We start from the raw sequence: 26,426 nt of genomic DNA, 5'->3' as shown, positions 1-26,426 counted from the left end.
ACATGACCGAAGAGAAGATCGACGAGACCTCCGAACAGACACGGGAAGAGACTCCGGAGGAGACCTCGCCGAAGCAGAGCCGTGCCGAACTCCTCGAAGAAGAGGGCGAGATCGCCGCGGACTACCTCGAAGAGCTGATGGATCTGGCCGATATCGACGGCGATATCGATATTGATGTCGCCGACGGCCGTGCACAGCTGTCTATCGTCTGCGAGGACGACGAGGACTCCAACCTGGGCACCCTGGTCGGCCGTGAGGGCCGCACCCTCGGTGCGCTTCAGGAACTCAGTCGTCTGGCGGTGCAGACTCAGACCGGTCAGCGGTCGTGGCTGATGCTTGATATCGACGGTTTCCGGAACAGCCGTCGAGAAGAGCTGATCAAGAAGGCCAAGCGCGCGATCGCCGAAGTCAAGGACGGCGGCGAGGAGTTCGCGTTCAAGCCTATGAACAGCTTCGAGCGCAAGATCATCCATGACCAAGCTGCCCGCGCCGGTCTGGCCTCTCAGTCCGAGGATGAGGGCGACGGTCGTCATGTCGTCATCCGGCTCGCCGATGACTGATCAGCCCGAGCACGACACCGACCTCTCGAACGAGTCGACGGCAGCGGAGATGGAGACGCCTCCGGCCGGCACCGAAGAGTACTTCGGTGCGGCTTATCCTGCCGCGCAGCGGTATGCCGAACACCTGGCCACCACCGGAACAGAGTGGGGTCTCATCGGACCGCGCGAGGTCGATCGACTGTGGACCCGGCACATCCTCAACTGCGCTGTGGTTGCCGAACACATCAATGAGAATGATGTCGTCGGTGATGTCGGCAGCGGCGCCGGGCTGCCGGGTATTCCGATCGCACTGATGCGCCCCGAGGCGAAGATCGTACTCATCGAACCGATGGAGCGCCGCGTCGAATGGCTGAACATGGTCGTCGACGATCTGGGCCTGAAGAATGTGCGAATCGTGCGTGCACGCGTCGAGGAACTCGTCGACGAGGAGATGTTCACGGTCATCACCGCACGCGCGGTCAAGGCGATGACGACTCTCATCGAATGGACCCGCGAGGTGATCAGCCCCGGGGGCCGGATCCTCGCCCTCAAGGGAGCTTCAGTCGAAGGCGAGCTGGTCAAGGCGAAGAAAATGATCAAGCGATATCGACTGTCCCAACCTCAGATCCACGTCGTCGATGGCGGCGGCATCCTCGAGGTCCCGAGTCGTGTCGTCGAGATCGTCAAGAAATAGTACGAAGTAGAGTTGGTCTAGGCTGGATCAGAGCCTTGTGAAACCGATGGATGATGGAGTGCGCCCTATGCCGATCATGGATGAGTCGTCTCCCATTGGTGCCGCGATTGCACGGGACAACCGGCGTGCGGATCGACTGTCGCAGACAACCTTTCCACGGCCGGACTCGACCCGTATCTTTACGATCGCGAACCAGAAGGGTGGCGTCGGAAAGACCACGACGGCGGTGAACATCGCAGCTGCCCTGGCCAATCAGGGGCTCAACGTCCTGCTCATCGACATCGATCCGCAGGGAAACGCGAGCACCGCCCTGGGGATCGATCACTATTCCGAGGTCACGAGCATCTACGACGTCCTCATCGATGACGTTCCGATGCGCGAGGCTGTGGCGCAGTGTCCGGACTTCGACTCTCTCAAGTGCGTGCCGGCCACCATCGATCTCGCCGGCGCGGAGATCGAACTCGTGTCACTCGTCGCGCGTGAACAGCGACTGCAGCGTGCCTTGGGCATCTATCTCAAGGAGGAGGAAGCAGCGGGAGATCGCGTCGACTACATCATCATCGACTGCCCGCCCAGCCTCGGTCTGCTGACGGTGAACGCATTCGTGGCCGCTCGCGAAGTCCTCATCCCGATCCAGTGTGAATACTATGCACTCGAGGGCCTCAGCCAGCTGCTGAAGAACATCCAGCTCATCCAGAAGCACCTCAATCCCGAATTGGCGATCACGACGATTCTGCTGACGATGTATGACGGACGGACGAACCTCAGTGCTCAGGTCGCTGAGGATGTGCGCACTCACTTCCCGGAGCAGGTCCTCGGTACTGCCATTCCGCGTTCGGTGAGGATTTCCGAAGCACCGAGCTATGGCCAGACCGTGATCTCATATGACCCACATTCCAGCGGTGCCCTGTCCTATCGGGAAGCCGCCGAAGAAATTGCGAATCGAGGAGTAAGTCGTGGTTGAACGCAAAAAGAGGGGCCTGGGGCGCGGGCTCGGAGCATTGATCCCCGACGCGAACTCCAATGATCGTCCGGTCGATGTGTTCTTCTCAGGCGGGAACTCGGAAGACGGCAGACGCGAGAGTGAGACGAAGACGTCACGCACTGCGCGTACGGACCCAGCTGCGTCGATGCAGTCCTCCCGACGACGCAAGCCGAAGCAATCGGGGACAACTCGATCGACGTCCCTGACTTCCGGTGCAGATACCGAGACTGAGGCACCTGCCTCGAAGACAGCGTCCTCGAAGTCCGGGGCGACAAAGTCGGGGGCGACAAAAACGGGAACAACCAAGGGTGCGTCGTCCACGTCGTCCAAGACTTCTGCGTCCAAGCCGGCGGGTTCGAAGTCCACCGCCTCTGAATCGACCGCCTCTGAATCGACCGCCTCTAAGTCCACTGCCTCTAAGTCGATAGAGACGAAGACGGCGACCTCCAAGACGACGGGAACGAAGGCATCGACGGCGAAGTCGAACGCATCGAAGGCGACTGCACAGAAGGCAACCGGGAGCGGTTCCTCCAGAACTTCTGCTGGCGCCAAATCGACGTCAACTAAGACGAAGGCTGGGTCTTCTGCTCCGCCGCGCTCCCGTCCGTCCTCTGCTTCCCCAGTTGAGAGCACAGAGAAGGCGTCTGCAGCGCCGAAGAGTTCGACGCGGAAGACATCGTCATCCGACTCGGTTTCTGACCCAGCAACGGGCTCAGGCGAAGTCGAGACTCCTGCAACGGGCTCAGGCGAAGCGGAGACTCCAGCGGCGAGCTCGTCTGCTGAATCCAGTTCGGCTCAGCTGACCGGCAATGAGTCGGTCGACGTGAGCTCTGACCTCATCTCTGAGTCCTCAGAGTCCGCCGCAGCAGCGTCGGCCGAGGATGATGTTCGCGAAACGCATCCGGGCGTTTACACGTCGTCTGGTCGAAGCGATGATGACAACGAGGCGGATGAAAGAGACCAGTCCGAACTCAGTGGAGGTGACGAGCAGGCTTCCACTACGACTGTAGTTGAATCTGAGTCAATGGATGGTGAAGACGAGAGTCGTCCGGGAGTGACCTCGGGATCAGATACTTCGACAACTTCCGAAACCGATGCGCGGACGAGCACATCAGCCTCATCTGAAGAGTCCGGAGAATCCGAATCGGTGGAGACCGCCGATGAGGCCGATCTCGAGGAATATAGCGGCGTCGAGTCGATTCCGGATACCGAATTCGGTGAGATTGACGTCGATCTCATCGATGCGAACCCCAGGCAGCCGCGAACGGTCTTTGATGAAGATCTGCTGGCTGAACTGGTCCACAGCATTCGTGAGATTGGTGTCCTTCAGCCCGTCGTCGTCAGGCAGAAGCCGAGCGACCGCTCGCGCTTCGAGCTCATCATGGGTGAGAGGCGTCTTCGCGCGACGAAAGACGCTGGTCTGTCGACGATTCCGGCAATCATCCGGTATGTCGAAGACACAGACCTCCTCCGTGACGCGCTTCTAGAGAATTTACACCGAGCGGAACTCAATCCACTTGAAGAGGCAGCGGCCTATGGGCAGCTGCTCGAGGACTTCGGGTGCACACAGGAAGAACTCTCCGAACGGATTGGACGTTCTCGTCCGCAGATCTCCAATACCCTGCGTTTGCTGCGTCTGCCTCCTCTGGTGCAGAGGAGGGTGGCTGCCGGGGTCATTTCGGCCGGTCATGCTCGAGCGATTCTTGGCCTGCGCGATCCGGAACATATGGAAGTGCTAGCACAGCGAATCGTTGCAGAGGGTTTATCCGTCAGGGCATCGGAAGAAGCCGTCGTATTGCTCAACCGAGGTGATTCGATCAATGTTTCACGTGCAACGACGAAGGTGGCCCCGGAGTTCCTCGCGGTAGCTGAACGTCTGGGAGATCGTCTTGAGACCAAGGTGAACATCTCCGTTGGCAAACGCAAAGGCAAGCTGAGTGTGGAGTTCGCGAATCAAGAGGATCTCGACCGTATCCTCGGTCTCTTGGGAATCCCTAACGAGGACGCACTCTGAGCAGTATGCGGTAGGTGGAGATGGGCTTCGGGGATAACCCCGAAGCCCATCTTTTTGTCGCGGACGCCGTCTGAGCCGGAGTGAGAGAAATCAAGGGGCAGTAGCGGTCACCTCGCGATCCACGATCTGCGGATACTGCTGAACTGATTCGACTGCGTTTTCACTGTTTCACGTGAACCAGTGGAAGTGGTAGTTCACGATCGGCTGTCCATCCGCTAATAGAAGTCGTCGGAATCATCTGTCCCTACACTGGCTATTAGGTTCGAAACACTCAGTTAGTACAAAATAGTGAACATCTCTAACGATCGGTTCTGCAGCCATTCGGTGTCAGCTGTTCGCCGCTGAGGTGGGTAGTTCCGCTGTCAATTTGTGGGCTCGAGAGGTAGACCCTTCCGTCGGTGTGGGCATAGCCGTTGAGACCGTTTCTTTGTTGTATTCTCGGCAGGTGGACCTCGCCTAATGTGTTTTTCACGTGAAACGGGCGAGGCTGATCGTGGGTGGAACTTCGACCGGAGCTTCTAGGTACTGGTCCGAGATTGGTAGGAGCATTCGTTTGAGGGTAGGCTTTGGACACGTGCGCCGAGCTCTGTTTCACGTGAAACGTGGCTGCGCTGCCGCTGTTCATGAGGGACGGAATAGCCCGAGGGCACAGCATACTTCTTCCTAAGCTGCTTCAACTATCGGGAGAGAATCTGGTCGTAGTATGTCGGTCCCATTCGCTGCCGCCGTACGGACTAAACCTCTGTTTCACGTGAAACGATGCTTGACTGAACGGACAGACTCTGGCGCCGCGACTAAGATTTCCGCCTTGGTTCGGCGCTACTGCTGCTATCGCAGTATCCGTTGGACGTGGGATAGTATTCAGTTGCACTTCTGAGTGTTTGGTTCGCTATTCTTGATGCGGGTCGCCGCCAGCGGCAGATGGAGGGCCTCTGAAACACTCCGTCCGTCACTGTCCGCCGGGTTCTTTCGTCTGGAGGGCTTCCAAATCACACCGTACGGCGTACCGAGCGCGTAAGTATGAGTCGTAGTATCCAACGAAGTAGTGGAAGTATGAGTCCAGCGGGCCGTTTGTATTGTGCTGGAAGTTCTTTTCAGCCAGTTGATCGTGAGTAATGTTTCACGTGAAACAGGGTCTGTTTAGTCACATCCTCGAATGAGCACCACATCTTTAGACGTTCTTACTGGCAGGAACGCACTTCTTTGGCTTAAGGCTGCCGCCTCCCCTGTTGTGCTGAACGAACCGAGGACGCCAGCCAGGTGATCGCTGTACTTTGAGCTACTGATATTCGTCAAGAGAGTCGCTGCGGAGGATTCGGCGCCGGCTCCATCCGGGAGTGTTGACGAAATAACGCGCTTCGTCAAGGCGGCCGAATCCGACGTTGAGTCTACGTATTTCGGCGTAGTCGGTGGACGTCGGCACTTGAGGAGTCGGGTGCCTGGTGTATGTTTCACGTGAAACCTCGCCTGCCCGGAGCATACTCAACTGTGTTGCCTGCCGATCCGGATCATGCGGAGTGATCGGCACCAACGTAGTTGCAAGACCGTTTAGGCATTGAACTCATCAATACTGGTGGGTCGGTCATTGATCGGTATAAAGGGGATAATCAACCATCTTTGGCAATCCGCTGTGCGCAGCAGGGTGTCGGAACTGTCTGGCTTGTCTTTGTTCTCTTCGAAAGCCTTGTGTCGAAGAGACGCGTACGCCGTAAGGATGAGCTGCTTTTGACGAGTTACGGGTATACGGTCCGTTTCACGTGAAACGTGTTCCCTCGAAAAGCAGATCGCCGGCGTTTAGCTAATCCGATTGTCTTAAGGGTCAGTGAGCTTCGCAAACTGTACCTACGGGGCGTCTGTCGATGTCCGGTTGCTTGTTTAGGCTGTTGGTTTGAAAGCATGACGAGTTCGTATTTTTCACACAGCCGGGTATGCCGTTTGTCGGCGGCTTCTGGATATCGTTGTTTCACGTGAAACGGTCCACCTCACCCTGCGATTTGGTGGCTGCAATTGAATCCCTGATTTGTAGTTAACCGAGCACGCTCACTAGTTCTCTATCGATTCAGTGTGGAACAGAGAATTGCGAGTGTCGCTAGCGTTGTCATTTCGATGTGTGCACTGTGACCGTTCGTGTTCACAGTCTCTTGAGGCGCTAGATAATCGGCCCTTCGGATAGATCGCACGGGTACCTCGATTGGAGTGTGTGCCCCCTTAGATTGCTTTAGTAGGGAACAAGCAGAATAGGTTGATGCCTTAAGAACGGTTTGGCGTCAGTCCGGCATCTTTTGGGGATGATGCTGAATTTTGTTGTCTTGCACCATCAGACAATTCGTGTGGTTTCACGTGAAACGAAGGAACTGAAGTGGTCTTGCCGCTTGGGGGTCGTGGAGGGAGAGCCAGTCAGTCAGCGCGTACTGTCGCTACGAGATCTCACTTGCTTGCGGCTGATACTTTGAAATGGCAGCTAGGCGTCAAATTGGGTCGCTTCTCAACGGTAGTTCCGCTTAGTTCAGATATAGCGTCGGTTGAGTTCTGCCTAGGTCGCCGTTTCACGTGAAACGTATCTCGGCCGAGTAGCTGGTGCGAGGTCGGCCGCTTTCATTTCGCCCGCTGCGCGGCGCAAGAGCGGGTCGACTGGTGGCCGTAGTATGTGTTGTTTCGGAGTTGTCTCAACGCGTACTCGGCGATTTTAGTGAGTGCCTCGCCTCTGTCTCTTGTCGTCTGGAGTTTTGTCCGCAGAGGTTCAAGACCGCGGTGAGAAGAGCCGTGCTCCTATTCAAGGAACACGGCTAGTCGTAGAAGCTGGCTGACTAGTTCAGCGCTTTGATGGCATCAAGACTGAGAGTGCCGGTCTGAGGGTCTTTGTCCTCCACGATGTAAAGGCGCTGGAGCGCAGCGGCTATGCCGTCGGCGATCGCGTCTCTCACGTGCGGATCCTGGAGGTTTTCAAAATCGTCTTTGTTGGTGAGGTAACCGCTGACGACATGTACCTTCGGTGTCTTCAGTCGCTTCAGTGATGACCATGTGCGCGCATGCGTGCGGCAGTCCTGCATTCCGGTCCGTGCGACCAGTTCTCCTTGGATGAGCTCCGCCAGCTTCTGACCCGTCGGCGAGTTGAGATCCGACTGTCGTTCGTGACCGAAGTAGAAGGTTGCCAGCCCGTTGGCATCCTTTGATTTGCTGACATCCGCTGTGACGGTGATGACTGCAGATGCACCGAGCGTATCTGCGCGATTGACCTCGACAGCATCGCCCTCGAGGAGGAGGGCCCCAGCACCGATCGCTTCCAAACGACCGACAAGCCGGCTTGCTATGTCTGAAGTGATCTGACGTTCGAGGCCAGACTGCTCACGGGTCATCGGCAGCGTCTGGAAATCTACAACTGTAGTTGCTGCCTCGATGACGAAAGTGCGGCCGACGAGGGATGTACCCGAAGCCGCCACGCGTGCACGCTCCTGAAGCGCGAAGAGATTGCCGGTGTCCTGGTTGCGGTCGATCGCGTTGAGACCGCGCAGAGTCTGCGGTCCCGTCACACCGTCGACCTTCGTGCCCAAACTCATCTGCAGTTCCTTGACCGCTGTCTCGGTCAGTGACGCGTACTCGGAATCGATGCGACCCGGATAGAAGCCCAAACCGGCGAGTTTAGTCTGGAGGTTGACGACGTCATCACCTGTCAGCACTCTGACGGGGTCGAATCGGAGCACGCGGTCGCCCAACTGATATCGAGCCTGCTCCAGCGCAGAAAACGTTTCAGGGCCCAACACGCCGTCGCAGAGGATCCCCCGGTCCTGCTGGAACTGGCGGACACCCAATTCAAAAGCACGATCGAAGTCCGCGGTCTCGGTATCACCGACGTGGAGCCCCAAACGGGCCATTTGAGCTTTGATATTGGGCAGCATCTCGGAAATGTCGCCGCGCGAATAGCGCGGTAAGTTCGTGTTCGTCAATGCGGTGCCAATCGTCGGTGATGCGGTTCGAGGGTCAGTGCTCAGCGGCGCCCAGAAATGGCTAAGGCGCCCGTTGATACTACAACAGGCGCCTTAGAAATCGATCAGATGAAGTCGGAGAGCTCATCCTCGAGGGCGGGCTTCGGACGCGCGCCGATGATGGTCTTGGCGACTTCGCCGTCCTTGAAGACGTAGAGCGCCGGAATCGAGGTGATTCCATAGGTGCTTGCGGTCTCGAGGTTCTCGTCAGTGTTGACCTTGACCACGTTGAGCTTGTCTCCGTGCTCTTCGGCGATCTGGTCGACGATGGGGCTGACCATACGGCATGGGCCGCACCAAGGAGCCCAGAAATCGACGAGTACGGGCTTGTCGGACTTCAGTACGTTCTCTTCGAACGTGGCATCAGTGACTTCTGTCGACATGAGTAACCTTCCTTCACAACGAATGTCTCTAGCAGAACAGTGGAGCTGGATCTTTCATTCCCGGGCCTATTCGCTCGGCCGATGTGCAGTCAATAGCAGCGTTACGAGCGGGCGTTTCGGGTTCAGGAAGCGACTGAGGCTTCGGCCACTGCTGCCTCCGCCATGGCGGGCTTTGAAGCAGCCTCAAGATCACCGAGGTAGTGCTCGGCGTCGAGGGCGGCTGAGCAGCCCGAACCGGCAGCAGTGATGGCCTGACGGTAGACCGAGTCGATGACGTCGCCAGCTGCGAAGACGCCCTCGACAGACGTCTTCGAGGTGCGACCGTCGACACTGAGGTACCCGTCGGCGCGCATCTCAAGCTGATCGGCGAACAGACTTGTGCGCGGGTCGGAACCGATAGCTACGAACATGCCGGTCACAGGCAGTTCTGAGGTCTCCCCGGTCACCGTGTTGCGGACGGTCAGCCCGGTGAGGGAGTCTTCGCCGTGGACTTCGGCGACCTCGGAGTCGAGGAGGAACTCGAGCTTCTCATCGGCGTTCGCGCGGTCCTGCATAGCCTGCGAGGCACGCAGCTCCTGTCGGCGGTGGACCAAAGTGACCTTGGACGCGAACCGGGTGAGGAAGGTGGCCTCTTCAAGCGCGGAGTCGCCGCCGCCGATGACAGCGATGTGCTGATCGCGGAAGAAGAATCCGTCACAGGTGGCACACCAGCTGACACCGTGACCGGAGAGCTTCTTCTCGTTGGGCAGGCCGAGTTCGCGGTATGCCGAACCGGTTGCCAGGATCACGGCTTTTGCGGTGTAGCGCGAACCCAGAGCGGTCACGATCTCATGAGCACCTGGATTGAGCTTGAGGGTCTCGACATCGTCGTAGATGACCTCGGCACCGAACTTCTCAGCCTGCTCACGCATGCTCTCCATGAGTTCGGGCCCCTGAACACCGGCGGGGAATCCGGGGAAGTTCTCCACGTCGGTGGTGTTCATCAGTTCGCCGCCTGCGGTCACCGATCCTGCGATGACGACCGGCGAGAGGTTCGCACGGGCCGCGTAGACGGCTGCGGTGTAGCCGGCCGGCCCCGATCCGATGATCACCAGTTGAGTATCAGTCATGTGAAAAGTTCCCTGCTTCTATCTGCTGTGCTCAGCGCGCCGCGGAGTGCCGCGCGAAATGACGTTCGCACCTATAACGGTACGGTGCCGCGGACTATTCCGCACCCGCATCCTGTCTGGCATCAGGGTACGAGGAACCGCTGGTCGGTTCAGAAGAACTTCACAGAGCTGATGGTGGCCTTATAGCCGCCATCGGTCTGCGGCAGTTCAGTGACCCAGAGGATGAGCTTGTCCGTCGTGACCTCTTCATCGAACTCCACGGTGACGGCGCCATCGGCATCGAAGACGCCTTCGCCGATGACCTTCGCGTTCTCGGGGTCGTCACCGTCACGGATCTCGAACTTGCCGCCGGAGTTCTCCGACGCCACCTTCACCTTGCCCATGGTGGTCTCGTCCTCGAATTCGAAGAGCAGACCGACACCGGATTTGAGGTTGCCGAAGCTCGACGAGTTGTACCGGTCGGTGTTCCATGATCCTTCGGTCTTGGGAATGACGTTCTCGGTTTCACTGTCGTGTTCCGATCCGTCGCCTTCGGGGTCGAGGGATTCGACCGTCTTGATCTTCGGGGGATCGGCTTTCGGAGTCTTCTTCTCTTCCTTCTTCGTCGGCTGCTCGCTCGCTGCGGACGTCTCGGAGACCGGAGTGGACTCCTCGTCTCCCGAGTTGAAGCCGATGATGACGATGCCCAGCACGATTGCGGCAACGACCGCGAGGCCGAGAACCAGCCACAGGAAGGGTTTCCGAGTGGCGGCTGGATCCCGCTCGTCGGGGCCTGGTCCACCCGAACCGCTGCCTGCACCGCCGGAAGCCGCGCTGCCGCCAGCACCACCGGCGCCGGCGCCTCCTGCCGTGGCCGAGGCAGCTGAGGGTGCGGAGCTCGAGGCTGATGAACTTGAGGACTTGGCTGCACCGCCCGCCGCGGCAGCACCGGCAACGCCTGCTGCCGCGGCACCTGCTGTCCCGACAGCCTTGTTTCGGTTCTTCACAGACCCAGCCTGGGCTGCACCGGTCGAATCGCTGTGCTGTTGGCGCGGTTTCCCGGCCTTGCGCTCAGCAGGGCGCACAGATTCGGAGCCCTCAGCCGCCTCGGCGCTGGGCTGGCCGACGGCTTTACGATCGTCGCCTGCACTTCGCCTGACCACGGAATCCGGGGACAGCCGCCGCATCTCCTTCGGCGGTGCGGCAGCATTGGCTTCCTGCTGACGGGCGGTCGAACTCGCTTCGAAGGCGGCAAGCCGCCTGCGCGCCTCGTCCTCCTTGGCCTTCGCGATCCGCCGTTCGCGTTCATACTCGCGTCGCTGATGCTCGCGCTGCTGTTCATTGGTTTCGAACATGCCGCCGAGGAACCAGGAACCGTCGTCCTCGTCCTCGCCGTCCATGATCACGCGCGTATCGTTCTCATCGCCTTCGTCGTCGTTCTCGGGGACGATCTCAAGTGCCTGAGTGTCAGGATCCGAATCGTCTCCCCGACTCATGATCGGGGTCGTGAGGTTCTCGTCGTATTCGTGCTCCGCGTACTCCGAATACTCCGAATACGTCTGCTCTGGCTGCCATTCTTCCCAGTCCTGAGCGGCGCTGTCGAGTTGTTCCTTCGCAATCGGGAAGCTCGAGGCCTCGCGCATCTGCATCCGGTCGGCATACCGGCCCGTGGTGTTTCCGACCACTCCGGCGGCCAGTCCCCGCGTTCCCGGACGAGTGATTCCGATGCGCACCAGGGCGGCCTGCACCTGATCTTCGCTGGCGCTGGTCGAACCGCCGGGACCGGGTCCGATGGTCTTCGAGCGTGGAGCGGGCAGGCTGGTGGCCTCATCGAAGCTGCGCGGCGACTGATCGAACAGATTCTCGTTCTCCGCCACCGGAGCACGATTGACGTAGCGCAGCAGTTCCGGGTCCCACTTGTCGATATAGCCGAGAACCTCGGCGACCGAACCCGGGCCGGGATCCGAACCTGTGATGATTCCACTGACGAAGTCATCGAGCTTGTCAGGGACCTCGGGATTGAGCGCCTGTGCCCGAGCGATCCGGGCATTCTCCTTCTCCGCAGGAGGAATTCCGTCGAATGCATCTTCACCGGGCCAGTATCCGGTCAGAGCCGTGTAGAAGAGCTGGACGAGCGCGAGAGCGTCTCGACGTGAGGCCTTGGTCGGCGTGTAGTCCTTCTGCTCGACGAGCCCGGTGTCCAGCGCCAGTGCCGCATCGATGCCGATGCCTGCGATGACCACCGCACCCTTCGACGTCAGACCGACCAGACTCGGACGCAGGAACATGTGGAACAGTCCCCGCCTGGCCGAGGTCACGAGCGCGGATCCGACCTCGCCGATGAGTGCGCAGGCGGCGTCGACGGGCAGCGGCGAACGCGGCAGGATCTGGTTGAACGGCGTCACCGCGATGCGCTTGATGACGATGTAGTCCAGCCCGTTGGAATGGCCGACGTCGAGCGTCGGGGCGATGCGCGGGTCACCGATGATCGATACACGACTGGCGGCTTCGAGGACGTCGTTGGAACCGTCGGCATCGGCGACGAGGATGAGCACGGGTTCGTCGAGGATCGCATCGAGTCCTGTGCAGACAGCACCGACCTCGGGCTTTTCGGGAAGCCATCGGCGGTCGACGGTCGATACGACATAACGGCCGGCCACCACCATGCCGGGTTCGATATCGATCAGGGCGACCACCTCCGGTGGGGATTGACGGGGCTCAGGCTGTTTTCCTTAGTTTTCCAGCTACCACGCCAATAATCGAATGCAACTCTCTGACTCTGAGCAAATAACAAGCTCCGATGAAGAACAGGAGCATCACGGTGCCGACGGCAGCCGTGGTGATGAACGCCTGCCAGCGTCCAGCCAGGGCGAAGTCCGGGAAGAAGTAGAGCAGACCGAACCCAGCGCCTGCGGCGACTATCGCCGCGAAAAGGAACTTCATGTGCGAGGTGAGGATCCCGCGCAGGTCGATGGCGCCGAGGCGCTTCTTCAGGACCGCGAACGAGATGATCATCGCCATCAGATAGCCGAGGCTCATGACGAGACCGATGATCGCCACCGTCACCGACTTCGGGAAGATCGATACCGAGAGCACCGCCAGGGACTGGAAGATGATCTGCGGCAGCTGGATGAGGAACGGGGTCTTCGCATCCCCGTAGGCGTAGAACACCCGCTGCGCCAGGTAGTTCGCGCTGAAGGGAACGAGGCCGAAGACCATCGTGATGATGACCAGACCGATGGCCATGGCCTGTTCGCGACCAGGACCGGCAATGATCATCGCCACCGGTGAGGCGAGGACGACGAGGGCGGCGAGGGCGAAGGTGTTGACCATCCCGACCATCCGCACACCCATCGAGAAGTCGCCGACGACAGCCTCGGTGTCCTCCTCGGCCGCGTTCTTGGCCAGAGAGGTGAACAGCGCCGTGGCCAGAGACACCGCGATGAGCGAATGCGGGAGCATGAACACAAGGTAGGCGTTCGTATAAGCGGCGTTCGAGGCGTTGCCGTCACCGGGGATCGACGCCCCCGAGGCCACACGAGAGATGATGAGGAAGCCGATCTGGCCGATGAGCATGGCTGCGAACGTCCAGAACGCGACCTTGCCGGCCGAGCCGAGACCGACTCCCCGGAATCCGAACGTCGGCTTGTACTTGAAGCCGATGCGCTTGAGCGGCCAGATGAGGATGAGCGCCTGAGCTGCGACGCCGAGGGTCGCCGTTCCGGCGATGAGAGCGATTTTGTCCGGGGTCCAGGTGTCGAGCCCGTGCGGAGACGCGTTGTTCGTGCCGAAGATGAGGATGAATACGGCAAGTCCGGCGATCGCGACGACGTTGTTGAGCACCGGTGCCCACATATAAGGACCGAACGATGATTTCGCGTTGAGCACCTGGCCCAGCAGCGTGTAGAGGCCGTAGAAGAACAGCTGCGGCAGGCACCAGAAGGCGAAAGCCGTGGCCAGCGCCATCTGCTCCTCGCTCCACCCCGAAGAGTAGAGCCAGACGAGCAGCGGGGCAGCAGCGGTGGCGATGATGCTCACACCCGCAAGGAGCAGGAACGACAGCGTCAGCAGCCGGTTCGTGAAGTCGGCACCGCCGTCTTCCCGTTTGGAGGCACGCACGATCTGCGGGACGAGGACGGCATTGACCACGCCGCCGGCCAGCAGCATGTAGAGGGTGTTCGGCACCTTGTTCGCGATATCGAAGGCATCGGCCTGGACCGCGGTGACTCCGATCGCCATGGCCAGCATCGAGGCTTTGACGAAACCGAGCACACGCGAGGTCATGGTGCCGGCGGTCATGATCGCCGAGGACCGGGCCAGGGATGAGAAGCTGGACACGCTCTACCTCTTTTCGGGGTCGTCGGTCTTGGCGCGGGCCATCGCATCGGCCAGCTGCTGTTCGGGGATCTTCGGTCGCCCGCGCGAAATGGTCTTGATCAAGCCGATCACGAACACGACGGCCAGGGCCAATCCGATCACAGCGGTGCCGATGTTCTCCCAATCGGCGCGGACCCGAACCATGAGTGATTCCTGCTTTGGCAGGACCACCTCGTCGGCGGTGACCATCTCGATCGTCGTCGGCACATCGGCGTTGGCGAGGCCCTCGACGGGCACGTCCACACGCATCGTCTCCGCGGCCGGCACCTTCACGGTCTCCGTCTCCTGCGCCCGCAGCTGCGGAGTGTTCGGCTTCATCCGGATCCGCAGCGTCGCCTCGGCGGGGGAATCATTGACGATCGTGACCGGAATCGTCGTCTTCTCGCCGGTGACGAGGAGGACGGACGATCCCTTGCGCAGGTGCAGGCTGTCCATGAGGTTCTCGCTCTGCTCGCGCGCCTGACCGGCGCAGATGTTCGCGTTCCGGCCCAGGGTCCACGCCGCCGAAGTGCAGGTGAGGAGCTCGCGGTCGAGCCGGATATCGGCGCTGTCACGGTCACTGAAGACGCTGTTGAAGTCCTCTTGGTTCGCCCGGGTCTCGGCCAGCGACTCCACGGCCCTCTTGCGGATGTGCGGAGCGTCGGCATCCGTGCGCAGCAGTCCGCGCGCCTCGGTACTGGAATCGAGGATCTTGTCGACCCCGGTGGGAGCGATCCACGGTGCCGAGCTCAGCTCCTCGACGGTCTGTTCCCAATTCGCCGAGGCGGCCGCACGTGGGAGCGGAACGAACAGGCTGCGGGTGCGGTAGGGAGCCTCGGATTGGATCACCGCAGACTCCGCGACGAGCTCGGACAGCGCCCCGGCCGGGTCGTCCTCGGCGATCGCCTCGGCGCTCATGTCCGTGAGCTTCGTATCGGAGATGAGAGTGTCGATCGTCGACTCCCCGTCATCGGTGATCGTCGTCTGCGAATGCGCATCGTCGTGGATGCCGGTGATCGAGGGCTGCTGACCATCGCTGATGATCGCGGTGGAATTGCCGGACTTCTTCAGCGCCCGCAGCCCGTTCTTCGTCGCACTTCCGGCCACCGGCCAAACAATGTCCGTGCGGGCATCGGGGAAGACGTCCTTGACGATCTCGCGCTGCTTCTGAGCGAAGGAGCTCAGTCGGTCGATCTTCGTCCCGCGCAGGGCACTGAGATCGGGATCGCCATAGGGCAGAGCGACGACCGTGTGCTTCTGTGCCGCATCCACGAAGTCCTGATACCAGGAATCGAGGCGTTTGCGCTGCTTCTCCGCAGCTTCGAGTTCGGCGCCGCTGGAATCGGCGTCATCGTTCTCCGGCGCCCCGACCGGTGGTGACTGAGTCTCCTCACCGTTTTCCCCGCCGGCCTCTTCGGTTTCCTCCGGTGCGTCGGCGGGAGGCGGTTCGGCAATCGCTGCTTCGAAGGAAGCGATGATTCGCGGGTCGATCGCCAGAGCGAGCTCCTTGTGTTCCAGCAGCTTCGCGATCGTGTCGAGCGAACCGCCTTCGGCGATGGCCGCATCGAGCCGGTCGGAAGGGATGAGTCCGCCCTCGGAATGGCCGGGGAGGGTGACGGGAGCGAGCAGGCTGATCTTCGTCTGATCGAACTCCGGATCCGGGTACCACGTGGTGAACCCGAGCGCTGAGGCCCGCAGACCGGTTTCGTCGCCGAGCTGAACCGCCAGCCCCCGTGGGCCCCAGGAACTCACGGGTGAGGACGTGCTCAGGTCGAGGTCATCGGCGGGCACGCGAAAGGTGAATTCCGCGGAGGTGCCGGGATCGATGGTGTCGTCGAACGAGGTGTCGAGGGTGCTTCCCGAGCTGTCATCGGGACCTGAGTCCTTCTCCTTCTTCGCCTTCTTCCTCGCTTCGGCTCCGTCATGTTCGAGATCGGCGACGGTGCGGTGCCGTGCCTGTCCCTGCTTCCAGGAGGTCAGGCGGGATTCGGAATCGAGCTTGCGAGTCGACATCTGCAGGCTCAGGCTCGGCTTCTCGACCGCCTTCTTCGTCGTGTTCGAGACCGTTCCCCGCACGGTCAGCGTGCCTTTGTCATCGATCCACGGAGTCACCTCGTCGAGGGTGATTGTGACCTCGTCCTTCTTCGCATCGGTGTCCGCGTCGGTATTCGCATCGGTGCTGGCAGCGGCCGGGGCGGCATCGAGCAGCGGGTATGCGAAAACCGGCCCTGCGAGCAGCAGGAGCGTGCTCAGCAGGGCGGTGAGGAATCGCAGTCGGCGGATGGGAATGGGTTTCACTGCTCCAGTCGGGACACCATCGGTCGGGCGGCGGCGACGATTCGGCGCTCATTGGCGAACGAGAGTCGCGAACGCAGGTCGTTGAAGGGCACCCACGCCGCATCGATCGCTTCTTGGTCAGGATCATTATCCACGGTCAGAGTCCCCGACTGTGCACGCAGCAGGAAATGGTGGACGAGTTTGTGGATCCGGATTCCGGTCACGGTGAACCAGTAGTCGACGGTTCCCAGCGGGCAGATGATCTGCCCCGCGATCCCGGTCTCCTCTTCGACCTCACGGCGGGCCGCCTCGGCGGGGGTCTCCGTTCCTTCGAGATGCCCCTTGGGAAGGCACCATTCGATCCGGCCGGCGCGATTGATGCGCGCGATGACGGCCACGGCCAGCTTCGGATGAGAGAAGTCGACAACGATGCCACCGGCGGAGATCTCCTCCACTGTGGTGCGGCGGGACGTGCGGGGTCCCGGCTTGGGCATCGGTGTGGTCATTCTCCTACCTTAGTAGGCGAAGCTTGGAAGTTTCGTGTCATCTGCTCCCGGTAGGCTTATGGAGACCGGAACTCACGCCTGGAGGCGGGAGACGAGTTCCCATGGGCAAGAGCAGAGATCTGAAGAATTGAAGGAGCTCGGTGGATCCGCAGACCGCGCACAACCGACTGCACGACAAGCTCGACGAACTCGAGCACATCCTCGGCCCGCTGGGTCAGAGGTTCTCCTCAGCCGGTTTCGAACTCGCCCTCGTCGGCGGTTCCGTCCGTGACGCGCTGCTCGGTCGCCCCATGCCGGACCTCGACTTCACCACCGACGCCCACCCCGACGACATCCTCGGGCTGATCTCCGACTGGGTCGACACACACTGGGACATCGGACGCGAATTCGGCACCATCGGGGCCGTGAAATCCGGCGTCCAGATCGAGATCACGACCTATCGTGCCGAAGCCTATGAAGAGGATTCGCGCAAACCTGTCGTCGCTTTCGGCACGGACCTCGACGCCGACCTCGTCCGCCGCGACTTCACCATCGGGGCGATGGCGATCCGACTGCCCTCGAAGACGTTCGTCGACCCGCATCAGGGGTTCGACGACCTCATCGCCGGTCGCATCCGCACCCCCGGGGCGGCCGCGGATTCGTTCTCCGATGATCCGCTGCGGATGATGCGCGCGGCCCGGTTCACCTCCCAGCTCGGGCTCGACCCCGTGCCTGAGGTGGAAGAGGCGATGACGGCGATGGCCGACCGGATCGAGATCATCTCCGCCGAACGCGTCCAGGTCGAACTCGTCAAGCTCATCACCGGCATCGATCCGGTCGCCGGAATCGACCTGCTCGTGCGCACCGGAATCGCCGACCATGTCCTCCCCGAGGTGTCCGGACTGCAGCTCGAGACCGATGAGCATCATCGGCACAAGGACGTCTACCAGCATTCGCTGACCGTGCTGCGTCAGGCCGTCGAACTCGAGAGCCGATATGCCGCAGCTCAAGAGGAGGCTGGAATGGCCGACGACGATCCGCAGCGCCTGCGCGTGCCGGACTTCGTCGTGCGTTTCGCCGCGCTCATGCACGATGTCGGCAAGCCCGCCACTCGGCGCTTCCAGCCCGGCGGTGCCGTGACGTTCTACCATCACGATGCGGTGGGGGCGAAGCTCACGGCCAAGCGGATGAAGGCGCTGCGCTTCGACAAGGACACGACGAAGGCGGTCGGCCGCCTCGTCGAACTGCATCTGCGCTTCTACGGCTACGGCGATGCCGGGTGGACGGATTCGGCGGTGCGCCGCTATGTCACCGACGCGGGACGGCTGCTGTCGCGGCTGCACATTCTCACCCGTGCGGACGTGACCACCCGGAACAAGCGGAAGGCCGATCGGCTCGCTTTCGCCTATGACGACTTGGAAGAGCGCATCGAGGCCCTAGCGAAACAGGAAGAACTCGATTCGATCCGCCCGGACCTCGACGGCAAGCAGATCATGGCGATCCTCGATATCGAACCATCACCGCTGGTGGGCAGGGCGTACAAGCATCTGCTCGAGCTGCGGATGGAGCACGGGCCGCTCGGACCTGAACGCGCCGAGGCGGAGCTGCGCTCCTGGTGGGAATCCCACGGTCAGTGACCGACCCCCGCCTGCTCACCGGCTGATCAGTGCTGATAGCTTCGTAATCGTTTAGATTTGTGCGTGACGTCACATGATGTGACGGTGGCGAAAGGTGAGGAGACCACAATGACAGTGACCGAGGAGTTCCGCGCTGCCCGAGACAAGCTGATCGAGCTCCGCAGCGACTACGAGGCCGCCCGCGACCAGTTCGACTGGCCACGTCTCACACACTTCAACTTCGCGCTCGACTGGTTCGACAAGATCGCCGAGAACAACGACAAGCCGGCTCTGTGGATCGTCGAACAGGACGGGACCGAGGGCAAGTGGAGCTTCGCGGAGCTGTCCGCGCGGTCGAATCAGGTGGCGAATCATTTCCGCCGAGCCGGAATCAAGCGGGGCGACCATGTCATGGTCATGCTCAACAACCAGGTCGAGCTGTGGGAGACGATGCTCGCCGGCATCAAGCTCGGTGCCGTGCTCATGCCGGCCACCACACAGCTGGGACCCATCGACCTCACCGACCGTGCCGAGCGCGGTCAGGCCGAGTTCGTCGTCGCAGGCGCCGAGGATGCCGCGAAGTTCGATGACGTCGATGTCGAAGTCGTCCGCATCGTCGTCGGCGGCGAGCCCACCCGCCAGCAGGACTACAGCTACTCCGATGCCGATGATGAGAGCACCGAGTTCGACCCTCAAGGCAGCTCTCGTGCCGATGACCTGATGCTCCTCTACTTCACCTCGGGAACCACCTCGAAGGCGAAGATGGTCGCGCACACCCATGTCTCCTACCCAGTCGGTCACCTCTCGACGATGTACTGGATGGGACTGACACCCGGTGACGTCCACCTCAATGTCGCATCGCCTGGCTGGGCCAAGCACGCCTGGTCGAACATCTTCACCCCGTGGATCGCCGAAGCCTGCGTCTTCCTCTACAACTACTCGCGCTTCGACGCCAACGCCCTCATGGAGACCATGGACCGAGTGGGAGTGACGAGCTTCTGCGCACCGCCGACCGTGTGGCGCATGCTCATCCAGGCCGACCTCAGCCACCTGAAGCACCCCCCGACGAAGGCTCTGGGCGCCGGTGAGCCCCTCAATCCCGAGATCATCGACCGTGTTCACAGCGAATGGGGTGTGCTCATCCGCGACGGCTTCGGTCAGACCGAGTCGACCCTGCAGATCGGCAATTCGCCCGATCAGGAGCTCAAGTACGGTTCGATGGGCAAGGCCCTGCCCGGATTCGACGTCGTGCTCATCGACCCGGCGACCGGTGAGGAAGGCGATGAGGGCGAGATCTGCCTGCGTCTCGATCCCCGTCCTATCGGCCTGACCACCGGTTACTGGAGCAACCCGGAGAAGACCGCTGAGGCCTTCGAAGGCGGCGTCTACCACACCGGCGATGTGGCCTCCCGGGATGAGGACGGCTACATCACGTACGTCGGTCGCGCCGATGACGTGTTCAAGGCCAGCGACTACCGGCTCTCCCCCTTCGAGCTCGAAAGCGTGCTCATCGAACACGAGGCCGTCGCCGAGGCGGCCGTCGTGCCGTCGCCGGATCCGGTTCGACTGGCTGTGCCCAAGGCGTATGTCGTCGTCTCGAGCAAGTTCGAGGCCGATGCCGAGACGGCGCGGTCGATCCTCGCCTACTGCCGAGAGAACCTGGCTCCGTACAAGCGCATCCGCCGACTCGAGTTCGCCGAGCTGCCGAAGACGATCTCCGGAAAGATCCGTCGCGTCGAGCTGCGCGCCCGCGAAGACCAGCTGCATCCGTTCAGCGGCGAACCCGCTGTCGAGGGCAACGAGTACGCCGATACGGACTTCGACCTCAAGAGCTGAGCGTCGCCGTGAAGGCTCGTTCAAGCAGGAGCCCGCTTTTCGGCTGTTACTCGGGCCGAAAAGCGGGCTCCCAGTTGATCGACGGCGGCAACGGTCGAAAAGTGAGCGCACGGTTGAATGTGAGCAAACACGCACTCGTCATGGTTGATTCTCTTGCAGTCAAGTAAAATGGCTGGTGAGATGCCGAATGCGGGGTTACTTTGAGAACGGTTCGGTAACCTGGCGTGTCTGCAGGGAGTCAGGCTCAGCACTTTTTCATCCTCTACTAATGAATGCGTGCGAGACTGGTTGGCGTCTTTGACCTTTTTCGGACCTCGTCGCCACGCATTGCGGCAGGCTGACTGACCTGGAGGACCTTGGGTGGCTAAGGGACAACACACAGCCAAGAACATCGGCAGGAATACGAAGAACCTGCTCAACTACCCGCGAGCGGGTGTGAGCGGATGGACCCGTTTCCTGCCGAGCATCCGTGTACTCGTCGTCGGCGGGCTCAGCCTCGTCATCGCCCTGTGCGTGGCGTTCGCCATCGGCTATGCCGCAACGGACATCCCCGAGCCGAACCTCGAGGCTACCGGTCAGACCTCGACGATCTACTACAGCGACGGCAAGACGCCGATTGGCCAGTATAAGGTCGAGGACCGCAAGTCCGTGGAGATCGACGAGATCTCCGAGCCGATGCAGAAGGCTGCGATCGCTGCCGAGGACACCTCGTTCTACGAGAACCGCGGCATCTCGATCAAGGGACTCTCCCGTGCTGTCGTCGGCGTGGCCACGAACAAGTACGCGGGTGGCGGTTCGACGATCACCCAGCAGTACGTGAAGAACTTCTACCTCACGAACGAGCACTCCTTCGACCGCAAGATCAAGGAGATGTTCATTTCGCTCAAGATCGACCAGCAGCAGTCGAAGGACGAGATCCTCGCGAACTACCTCAACACCATCTACCTCGGGCGCCGCTCCTACGGCATCGAGGTCGCCAGCCAGAACTACTTCGACAAGCCGGCCTCGGAGCTCAACGTCAGCGAGTCCGCACTGCTGGCCGCGATGATCCAGCGTCCTGGTGCTGCTGATCCCTCGGACAATCCCGAGGCCTACCAGGATCGCTTCGACTACGTCGTGAAATCGATGGTCGACGAAGGCTTCATCACCGAAAAGCAGGCGGCGAAGGTCGAGATGCCCGAGGTGAAGAAGCAGAACAAGGAGTCCTCACTGTCGGGCCAGAAGGGCTACATGTGGGACTTCGTCCGCCGCGAGGCGCTGCGGAAGCTCGACATCGATGAGGCTCAGCTGGACCGCGGCGGCTACAACATCGTCACCACCTTCGACAAGGATCGGATGAAGGCGGCCGAGCAGGCCATCAAGACGCTCCCGCAGGAACAGCCTGAAGGCATGCAGGCGGGACTCGTCTCGATCGACCCTGATGACGGTGGGATCGCAGCCTTCTACGGCGGCAAGAACTACCTCGATCAGGCGTTCAACGCCTCGACACAGAGCCATGTGCAGGCCGGTTCGACGTTCAAGCCCTTCGCGCTCGTCGCAGGCCTGGAGAACGGCGTGCGACTGACCGACTCCTATCCGGGTTCCAGCCCGACAACACTGAACAACGACGGCACGCCGTGGAACGTGAAGAACTTCGGCAATACGAGCTACGGCCCCGTCAGTCTGCTCAAGGCGACGCAATCCTCGATCAACACCGCCTATGCCGCGCTCAACGTGCAGGTCGGACCGGAGAAGACCGTCGACGTCGCCGAACGCGCGGGCCTGAGCGAGAACTGCACCGACAAGGAGAAGGCGTCCGGTGACACCGGTGGCTGCTCGATCGATCTGACCAAGAACCCCTCGAACGTGCTCGGTACTCCCAGCGTCAAGCCCATCGACATGGCGTCGGCGTACGCGACGTTCGCTGCGAACGGAGTCCATCACGAGACCCACTCGATCAAGACGATTTACCAGGGCGCCGAGGACAAGGAAGTGTACAAGGCTGAGACCAAGGGCAAGCGCGTCTTCGACAAGGCCGTTGGTGCCGAGACCTCGTACGCACTGAGCCAGGTCGTTCAGGGCGGTTCGGGCAGCTATGCCCAGAACCTCGGGCGACCTGCGGCCGGCAAGACCGGTACGACGAACGGCAATACGGCGGCATGGTTCTCCGGATACACCCCGAACCTCGCGACCTCGGTGGTGCTGTACCGCGAAGTCGACGGCAAGCAGACGTCGATCGGTGCTTTCGGCGGACGCGGCGAAGTCACCGGTGGTTCGTTCCCCGTGCAGGTATGGACGGACTATATGAAGAACGCTCTGCAGGGAGAGAAGGTCGAGCAGTTCCCGGCGCGCGGCGAACTGCCCGATAAGCCGAAGCCGAAGAACTCGAATCCGGCCCCGGCTCCGAAGCCCGAACCCAAGGCGCCTGCCGGCAGCAACGACGGCAGCGGTGGGGACGAGGAGAAGGAGGAGCCCAAGGCTCCGATCGAGACTCCCAAGGACGACGAGGACAAGGACAAGGGTTCCGACGGAGACGAGAAGGGCAAGGAAGAAGGCTCGAAGGACGGCTCTGACGAAGGCTCGAAGGGCTCTGACGAAGGCTCGAAGGACTCCGACGGAAAGGACGGCGGCGGTGACGGCAAGGACTCGAAGGACGATTCGTCTGGTGACGGCGGCGGAGGCGACTCCGGCAACGGAAACAACAAGGACTCCGGAGGCGGCGGCGGTGAAGGCTCGTCCGGCGGCGATGGACCCGGGAATGGTTCCGGCGGCGGAAACGGCTCCGGAGGCGGCACCGGTGACAACGGCGGCGGCGGTGCTGCGGACCTCGGAGGCGATTGATCGTGGCTGACCGGTAACCTCGAGTCATGCCCTCGAAGTCCAGCACCCGGATCGCCGAGCCTCTGCTCGGCGGTCCGGTCGGCATTCACCTGGGTGCTGCCGGGCGCCGGTTCCGCAGCTCCCAGGCGTATGTGCTGGCGGCGATCCTCGGTGTCACCACGTTCTTGGCTCTGGCCCTGCAGGGACCGTGTCTGAGCTCGGGATACGAACAGCCGTCCGCCTCGGCGAGGATGTGCGCAGGCTCCCTGTCCACAGCCTTCTCCGGTGACGTCAATCCCGAGGTGCTCGGCCGGTCTCACGGCGGAGCGGCGGCCTTGGCCCCACTGGAAGCCCGCCTGGTCGACCTGTTCCACCTGTTCACCGACGACGTCTCCGTGTTCATGGTCGGCGTGCTCCTGCTCAACACCGCGGGGATCGCAGCTCTCGGCGTCGGACTCCTCGCTCTCGCCCGCTTCCGCGGGTGGCTCGTCGCAGTCTTCGCCTCTCCGCTCATCCTCTTCACCCTCGGATCGACTCTCGATCCGTTCGCCGTGGCCCTGAGCATCTGGGCGATGGCACTCTTCATCGGCCCCCCACCGCTGCGTCCGCGCGGGTGGTTGACCGGTGTGCTGCTGGGCATTGCGACGTTCATCAACCCCCTCGCCCTCCTCGTCCTCCTGGCGCTGACCCTGGCCGGACCGAATCCGGCCCGGGGACTGAAGCCGCGCAATCCGCGGATGATGCTCGCCGCGGCCATGATCACCTCGGCGGTGCTGCTCGTCGTCGATCTCACCGCGATCGACCGGATCATCCACTGGTACTCCGATGCCATCGACGGCGGCTCTTTCGCCTCGATCCTGCTCATGGCCGAAGTCGGCGACACCTCCGTCTGGGCGCCGGTGTGGATCATCGCCAGTGCCGGAGTCGTCCTCGCCGTGGCCGTCAGCCTCTATCTGGGCCGTCGCACCGGCCTCGACCCGGCCGTGTCCGCATGCCTGCTCATCGGCGGATGCCTGCTGCTGGCTCCTGGCCTCATGCCGTGGGACAGCCTGTGGCTGCTGCCCTTCGTCGCTCTGTCCATCCGCCGGTGGTGGGTGCTCATCGTCTGGACGCTCGCCGAGGCGGTCTTCGCCATCGCCATCCAACTCGGCGATGTCTCCGGCTTCGAAAAGGACGAAGGACTCGACCCCACCTGGGTCGCCCTATTCACCCTGCTGCGACTCCTCGCTCTCGTCCTCGTCGTCATCATGGCCGGTGAGAACCTCTACCGTCGCGGAATCCGCGGTGGCACGGTCACGGCGGGGCCGCCTCGGCGAGGGGATGGATCTGCGCCCACGGAAACCGCGGTCATAGGACCTAAGGAATCTCTGGACCTGGGACGTAAGGAAGAGCACGAAACCGGACATGACAGCCTGCGCACCCGTCGACTAGACTAGTGAGGTCTGTTCTCATTTCGTGACCAGCACGGGACCGGGAGCGGGCAGCATATACCCTCCTGCCATGGACCGACCATGGCCGCAAAGACCAGAGGAGGTGGGTGACATATGCGTAAGTACGAGCTCATGCTCATTCTTGATAACGACCTCGAAGAGCGGACGCTGGCTGACACCGTGAACAACCTGATCAAGGTTGTCCCGGCTGAGAACGGCACCGTCGACAACGTGGATATCTGGGGACGTCGTCGCTTCGCGTACGAGATCCAGAAGAAGTCCGAAGGCTACTACGTCGTGGTTGATTTCCACGCCGAGCCTGCAACGACCAAGGAACTCGATCGTCAGCTCGGGCTTAACGAGTCCGTTCTGCGTACGAAGATCCTCCGCCCGGACGCCAAGTAAGGCATCTTAAGCTACCTCGCTTCTAGGAGATTCAATGGCAGGCGAAACAGTCATCACGGTCGTCGGGAACCTCACCAGCGATCCCGAACTGCGCTTCACACCGAACGGTGCGGCAGTCGCAAACTTCACCGTGGCCTCGACGCCGCGTATCTTCGACCGTCAGGCCAACGAGTTCAAGGACGGAGAGACTCTCTTCCTCCGCTGCTCGGTGTGGCGTGAAATGGGAGAGAACGTCGCCGAATCTCTGCAGCGCGGCACTCGGGTCATCGTTCAGGGCCGACTGAAGTCCCGGTCCTTCGAGACCAAGGAAGGCGAGAAGCGCACGGTCATGGAGCTGGACGTCGACGAAGTCGGCCCCAGCCTGCGGCGCGCCACCGCACAGGTCTCGAAGAACAACCCCAGCGGCGGAGGAAACTTCGGCGGTGGCGGCGGCAACTTCGGTGGCGGCAGCCAGGGCGGAGGCGGCCAGCAGGGCGGCTTCGGCAACCAGCAGTCCTCCGGTTGGGGCAACAATCCCCAGCAGGGCGGCCAGCAGGGTGGCCAGCGCCAGGGTTACAGCCAGGGCGGCAACAACGCACCCGCCAATGACCCGTGGGCATCATCGAACCCGCAGAGCGGCAACGGCGGCTGGGGCAATCCCGGCGCCGATGAACCCCCGTTCTGATCCACGTCTTCACGACATTTCGAGACATTCGTTAACAGGAGATACTCATGGCAAAGCCAGAGGTCCGGAAGCCTATCAAGAAGAAGGCTAATCCGCTCAAGAAGGGCGAAGCGGCGAACATCCACTACAAGGACACCGCTACGCTCCGTAAGTTCATTTCCGACCGCGGCAAGATCCGTGCACGTCGCGTCACCGGTGTGACCGTGCAGGAACAGCGCGTCATCGCAAAGGCCGTCAAGAACGCCCGCGAGATGGCACTTCTGCCCTACTCGAGCTCAGCTCGCTGATCGGAGGGAAAGAATAATGCCTAACCGCAAAGTGATTCTGAACCAGGAAGTCGACGGCCTCGGTGCCGCCGGCGACGTCGTCGAGGTTCGTGCCGGATACGCACGCAACCTGCTTCTGCCTCGTGGCTGGGCCTCGGCCTGGTCCGCCGGCGCTGAGAAGCACATCGAGTCTCTCCGCAAGGCCCGTCAGGCCAAGCAGATCGCCGATCACGACGAAGCCATCAAGGTCAAGGGCGAACTCGAGTCGACCACGGCTCGCATCGACATGAAGGCCGGCAAGAACGGTCGCCTCTTCGGCGCCGTCACCCCTGCCCTCGTGGCCGAGGCCCTGCAGACCGCGACCGGACGCGAGTTCGATCGCCGTCAGGTCGCACTGACCGGTCACGTCAAGACCCCCGGCAGCTACAACGCTGTTGTGCGCGTCGGCGACGAGATCACCGCGAAGATCAAGTTCGAGGTCATCGGCAAGGCCTGATCAAGGCCTTGTCCGGGCGTCCCAGTCCGGATGATTCGGACGTGGTGAGTGTCTGAACGGCCCCACCACACCACCGCCGAGGCGGCACCTGAGTTCAGGTGCCGCCTCGG

At 61.7% G+C, this 26,426-nt stretch carries 20 protein-coding genes; 12 read left to right on the top strand and 8 right to left on the bottom strand.

Going from position 1 to position 26,426, the window contains the following annotated elements; translation table 11 throughout:
- Positions 1-2 precede the first annotated feature (2 nt).
- From BI49514_RS10635 to BI49514_RS10625, 3 genes are all read left to right on the top strand, one after another.
- Positions 3-560 carry a Jag family protein gene (locus tag BI49514_RS10635; RefSeq protein ID WP_101546513.1) on the top strand — a complete coding sequence of 186 codons (558 nt, stop codon included), beginning with the start codon at positions 3-5 and terminating at the stop codon, positions 558-560.
- Positions 553-1,233: a 16S rRNA (guanine(527)-N(7))-methyltransferase RsmG gene (gene rsmG, locus BI49514_RS10630; RefSeq protein WP_101546512.1), complete on the top strand. Its 681-nt coding sequence runs from the start codon at positions 553-555 to the stop codon at positions 1,231-1,233. The genes BI49514_RS10635 and rsmG overlap by 8 nt, the downstream gene beginning before the upstream one ends.
- 67 nt (positions 1,234-1,300) lie before the next feature.
- Positions 1,301-2,197 carry a ParA family protein gene (locus BI49514_RS10625; protein ID WP_101546511.1) on the top strand — a complete coding sequence of 299 codons (897 nt, stop codon included), beginning with the start codon at positions 1,301-1,303 and terminating at the stop codon, positions 2,195-2,197.
- Here the strand turns inward: BI49514_RS10625 and BI49514_RS16980 are convergent.
- On the bottom strand, positions 2,114-2,851 hold the full coding sequence (locus tag BI49514_RS16980) for a hypothetical protein (RefSeq protein WP_244195279.1): 738 nt from the start codon (positions 2,849-2,851) through the stop codon (positions 2,114-2,116). The genes BI49514_RS10625 and BI49514_RS16980 overlap by 84 nt on opposite strands.
- 190 nt (positions 2,852-3,041) lie before the next feature.
- On the opposite strand from BI49514_RS16980, the gene BI49514_RS16975 reads away from it, so the two are divergent.
- A complete protein-coding gene (locus tag BI49514_RS16975; protein ID WP_244195278.1) occupies positions 3,042-4,232 on the top strand; it encodes a ParB/RepB/Spo0J family partition protein in 1,191 nt (396 codons plus the stop codon).
- Positions 4,233-7,039: 2,807 nt separating this feature from the next.
- Here BI49514_RS16975 and BI49514_RS10615 read toward each other — a convergent pair.
- From BI49514_RS10615 to BI49514_RS10585, 7 genes are all read right to left on the bottom strand, one after another.
- Positions 7,040-8,176: an N-acetylmuramoyl-L-alanine amidase gene (locus tag BI49514_RS10615; protein WP_244195277.1), complete on the bottom strand. Its 1,137-nt coding sequence runs from the start codon at positions 8,174-8,176 to the stop codon at positions 7,040-7,042.
- Positions 8,177-8,280: 104 nt separating this feature from the next.
- Positions 8,281-8,598 carry a thioredoxin gene (trxA, locus tag BI49514_RS10610; RefSeq protein WP_039211718.1) on the bottom strand — a complete coding sequence of 106 codons (318 nt, stop codon included), beginning with the start codon at positions 8,596-8,598 and terminating at the stop codon, positions 8,281-8,283.
- 122 nt (positions 8,599-8,720) lie between these two features.
- Positions 8,721-9,707: a thioredoxin-disulfide reductase gene (gene trxB / locus BI49514_RS10605; protein WP_101546510.1), complete on the bottom strand. Its 987-nt coding sequence runs from the start codon at positions 9,705-9,707 to the stop codon at positions 8,721-8,723.
- A gap of 149 nt (positions 9,708-9,856) precedes the next feature.
- A complete protein-coding gene (locus tag BI49514_RS10600; protein WP_101546509.1) occupies positions 9,857-12,382 on the bottom strand; it encodes a protein kinase family protein in 2,526 nt (841 codons plus the stop codon).
- Between the two features lie 22 nt (positions 12,383-12,404).
- Positions 12,405-14,024: a murein biosynthesis integral membrane protein MurJ gene (murJ, locus tag BI49514_RS10595; RefSeq protein WP_101546508.1), complete on the bottom strand. Its 1,620-nt coding sequence runs from the start codon at positions 14,022-14,024 to the stop codon at positions 12,405-12,407.
- Between the two features lie 3 nt (positions 14,025-14,027).
- Entirely contained in the window at positions 14,028-16,340 is a 2,313-nt protein-coding gene (locus BI49514_RS10590) for a DUF6049 family protein (protein ID WP_244195276.1), read from the bottom strand.
- On the bottom strand, positions 16,337-16,825 hold the full coding sequence (locus BI49514_RS10585; protein ID WP_092009772.1) for an NUDIX domain-containing protein: 489 nt from the start codon (positions 16,823-16,825) through the stop codon (positions 16,337-16,339). Before BI49514_RS10585 ends, BI49514_RS10590 begins: the two co-directional genes overlap by 4 nt.
- A gap of 140 nt (positions 16,826-16,965) precedes the next feature.
- Here BI49514_RS10585 and BI49514_RS10580 point away from each other — a divergent pair, with 140 nt between their 5' ends.
- The 8 genes from BI49514_RS10580 (at position 16,966) to rplI (ending at position 26,316) form a co-directional block, all read left to right on the top strand.
- Positions 16,966-18,441 carry a CCA tRNA nucleotidyltransferase gene (locus BI49514_RS10580; protein ID WP_101546507.1) on the top strand — a complete coding sequence of 492 codons (1,476 nt, stop codon included), beginning with the start codon at positions 16,966-16,968 and terminating at the stop codon, positions 18,439-18,441.
- A 108-nt stretch (positions 18,442-18,549) separates the two neighbouring features.
- Positions 18,550-20,256, top strand: a complete 1,707-nt coding sequence (locus BI49514_RS10575) for an AMP-binding protein (RefSeq protein WP_101546506.1) — start codon at positions 18,550-18,552, stop codon at positions 20,254-20,256.
- Between the two features lie 360 nt (positions 20,257-20,616).
- On the top strand, positions 20,617-23,076 hold the full coding sequence (locus BI49514_RS10570) for a transglycosylase domain-containing protein (RefSeq protein WP_244195275.1): 2,460 nt from the start codon (positions 20,617-20,619) through the stop codon (positions 23,074-23,076).
- Positions 23,077-23,102: 26 nt separating this feature from the next.
- Positions 23,103-24,491, top strand: a complete 1,389-nt coding sequence (locus BI49514_RS10565; protein WP_180954377.1) for a hypothetical protein — start codon at positions 23,103-23,105, stop codon at positions 24,489-24,491.
- Positions 24,492-24,599: 108 nt separating this feature from the next.
- Positions 24,600-24,890 (top strand): 30S ribosomal protein S6, encoded by a 291-nt coding sequence (gene rpsF / locus BI49514_RS10560; protein ID WP_025779601.1) that lies wholly within the window; start codon positions 24,600-24,602, stop codon positions 24,888-24,890.
- Positions 24,891-24,924: 34 nt separating this feature from the next.
- A complete protein-coding gene (locus tag BI49514_RS10555) occupies positions 24,925-25,554 on the top strand; it encodes a single-stranded DNA-binding protein (protein ID WP_101546505.1) in 630 nt (209 codons plus the stop codon).
- A gap of 47 nt (positions 25,555-25,601) precedes the next feature.
- Complete coding sequence (rpsR, locus tag BI49514_RS10550) at positions 25,602-25,841, top strand: 30S ribosomal protein S18 (RefSeq protein ID WP_101546504.1); 240 nt, start codon at positions 25,602-25,604, stop codon at positions 25,839-25,841.
- Between the two features lie 31 nt (positions 25,842-25,872).
- Positions 25,873-26,316 carry a 50S ribosomal protein L9 gene (gene rplI / locus BI49514_RS10545; RefSeq protein ID WP_244195274.1) on the top strand — a complete coding sequence of 148 codons (444 nt, stop codon included), beginning with the start codon at positions 25,873-25,875 and terminating at the stop codon, positions 26,314-26,316.
- The last annotated feature ends 110 nt before the right edge of the window (positions 26,317-26,426 follow it).

This window comes from Brevibacterium iodinum ATCC 49514, assembly GCF_900169265.1.
Taxonomy (GTDB): domain Bacteria; phylum Actinomycetota; class Actinomycetes; order Actinomycetales; family Brevibacteriaceae; genus Brevibacterium; species Brevibacterium iodinum.
This window is presented reverse-complemented; position numbering and strand designations above follow the sequence as displayed.

Coding starts and splice junctions, on each gene's coding strand:
- rpsF (WP_025779601.1), top strand. CDS start 24,600: ATGCGTAAGTACGAGCTCATGCTCATTCTTGATAACGACCTCGAAGAG.
- rpsR (WP_101546504.1), top strand. CDS start 25,602: ATGGCAAAGCCAGAGGTCCGGAAGCCTATCAAGAAGAAGGCTAATCCG.
- rsmG (WP_101546512.1), top strand. CDS start 553: ATGACTGATCAGCCCGAGCACGACACCGACCTCTCGAACGAGTCGACG.
- BI49514_RS10555 (WP_101546505.1), top strand. CDS start 24,925: ATGGCAGGCGAAACAGTCATCACGGTCGTCGGGAACCTCACCAGCGAT.
- BI49514_RS10565 (WP_180954377.1), top strand. CDS start 23,103: ATGCCCTCGAAGTCCAGCACCCGGATCGCCGAGCCTCTGCTCGGCGGT.
- BI49514_RS10585 (WP_092009772.1), bottom strand. CDS start 16,825: ATGACCACACCGATGCCCAAGCCGGGACCCCGCACGTCCCGCCGCACC.
- BI49514_RS10575 (WP_101546506.1), top strand. CDS start 18,550: ATGACAGTGACCGAGGAGTTCCGCGCTGCCCGAGACAAGCTGATCGAG.
- trxB (WP_101546510.1), bottom strand. CDS start 9,707: ATGACTGATACTCAACTGGTGATCATCGGATCGGGGCCGGCCGGCTAC.
- BI49514_RS10635 (WP_101546513.1), top strand. CDS start 3: ATGACCGAAGAGAAGATCGACGAGACCTCCGAACAGACACGGGAAGAG.
- trxA (WP_039211718.1), bottom strand. CDS start 8,598: ATGTCGACAGAAGTCACTGATGCCACGTTCGAAGAGAACGTACTGAAG.
- BI49514_RS10625 (WP_101546511.1), top strand. CDS start 1,301: ATGCCGATCATGGATGAGTCGTCTCCCATTGGTGCCGCGATTGCACGG.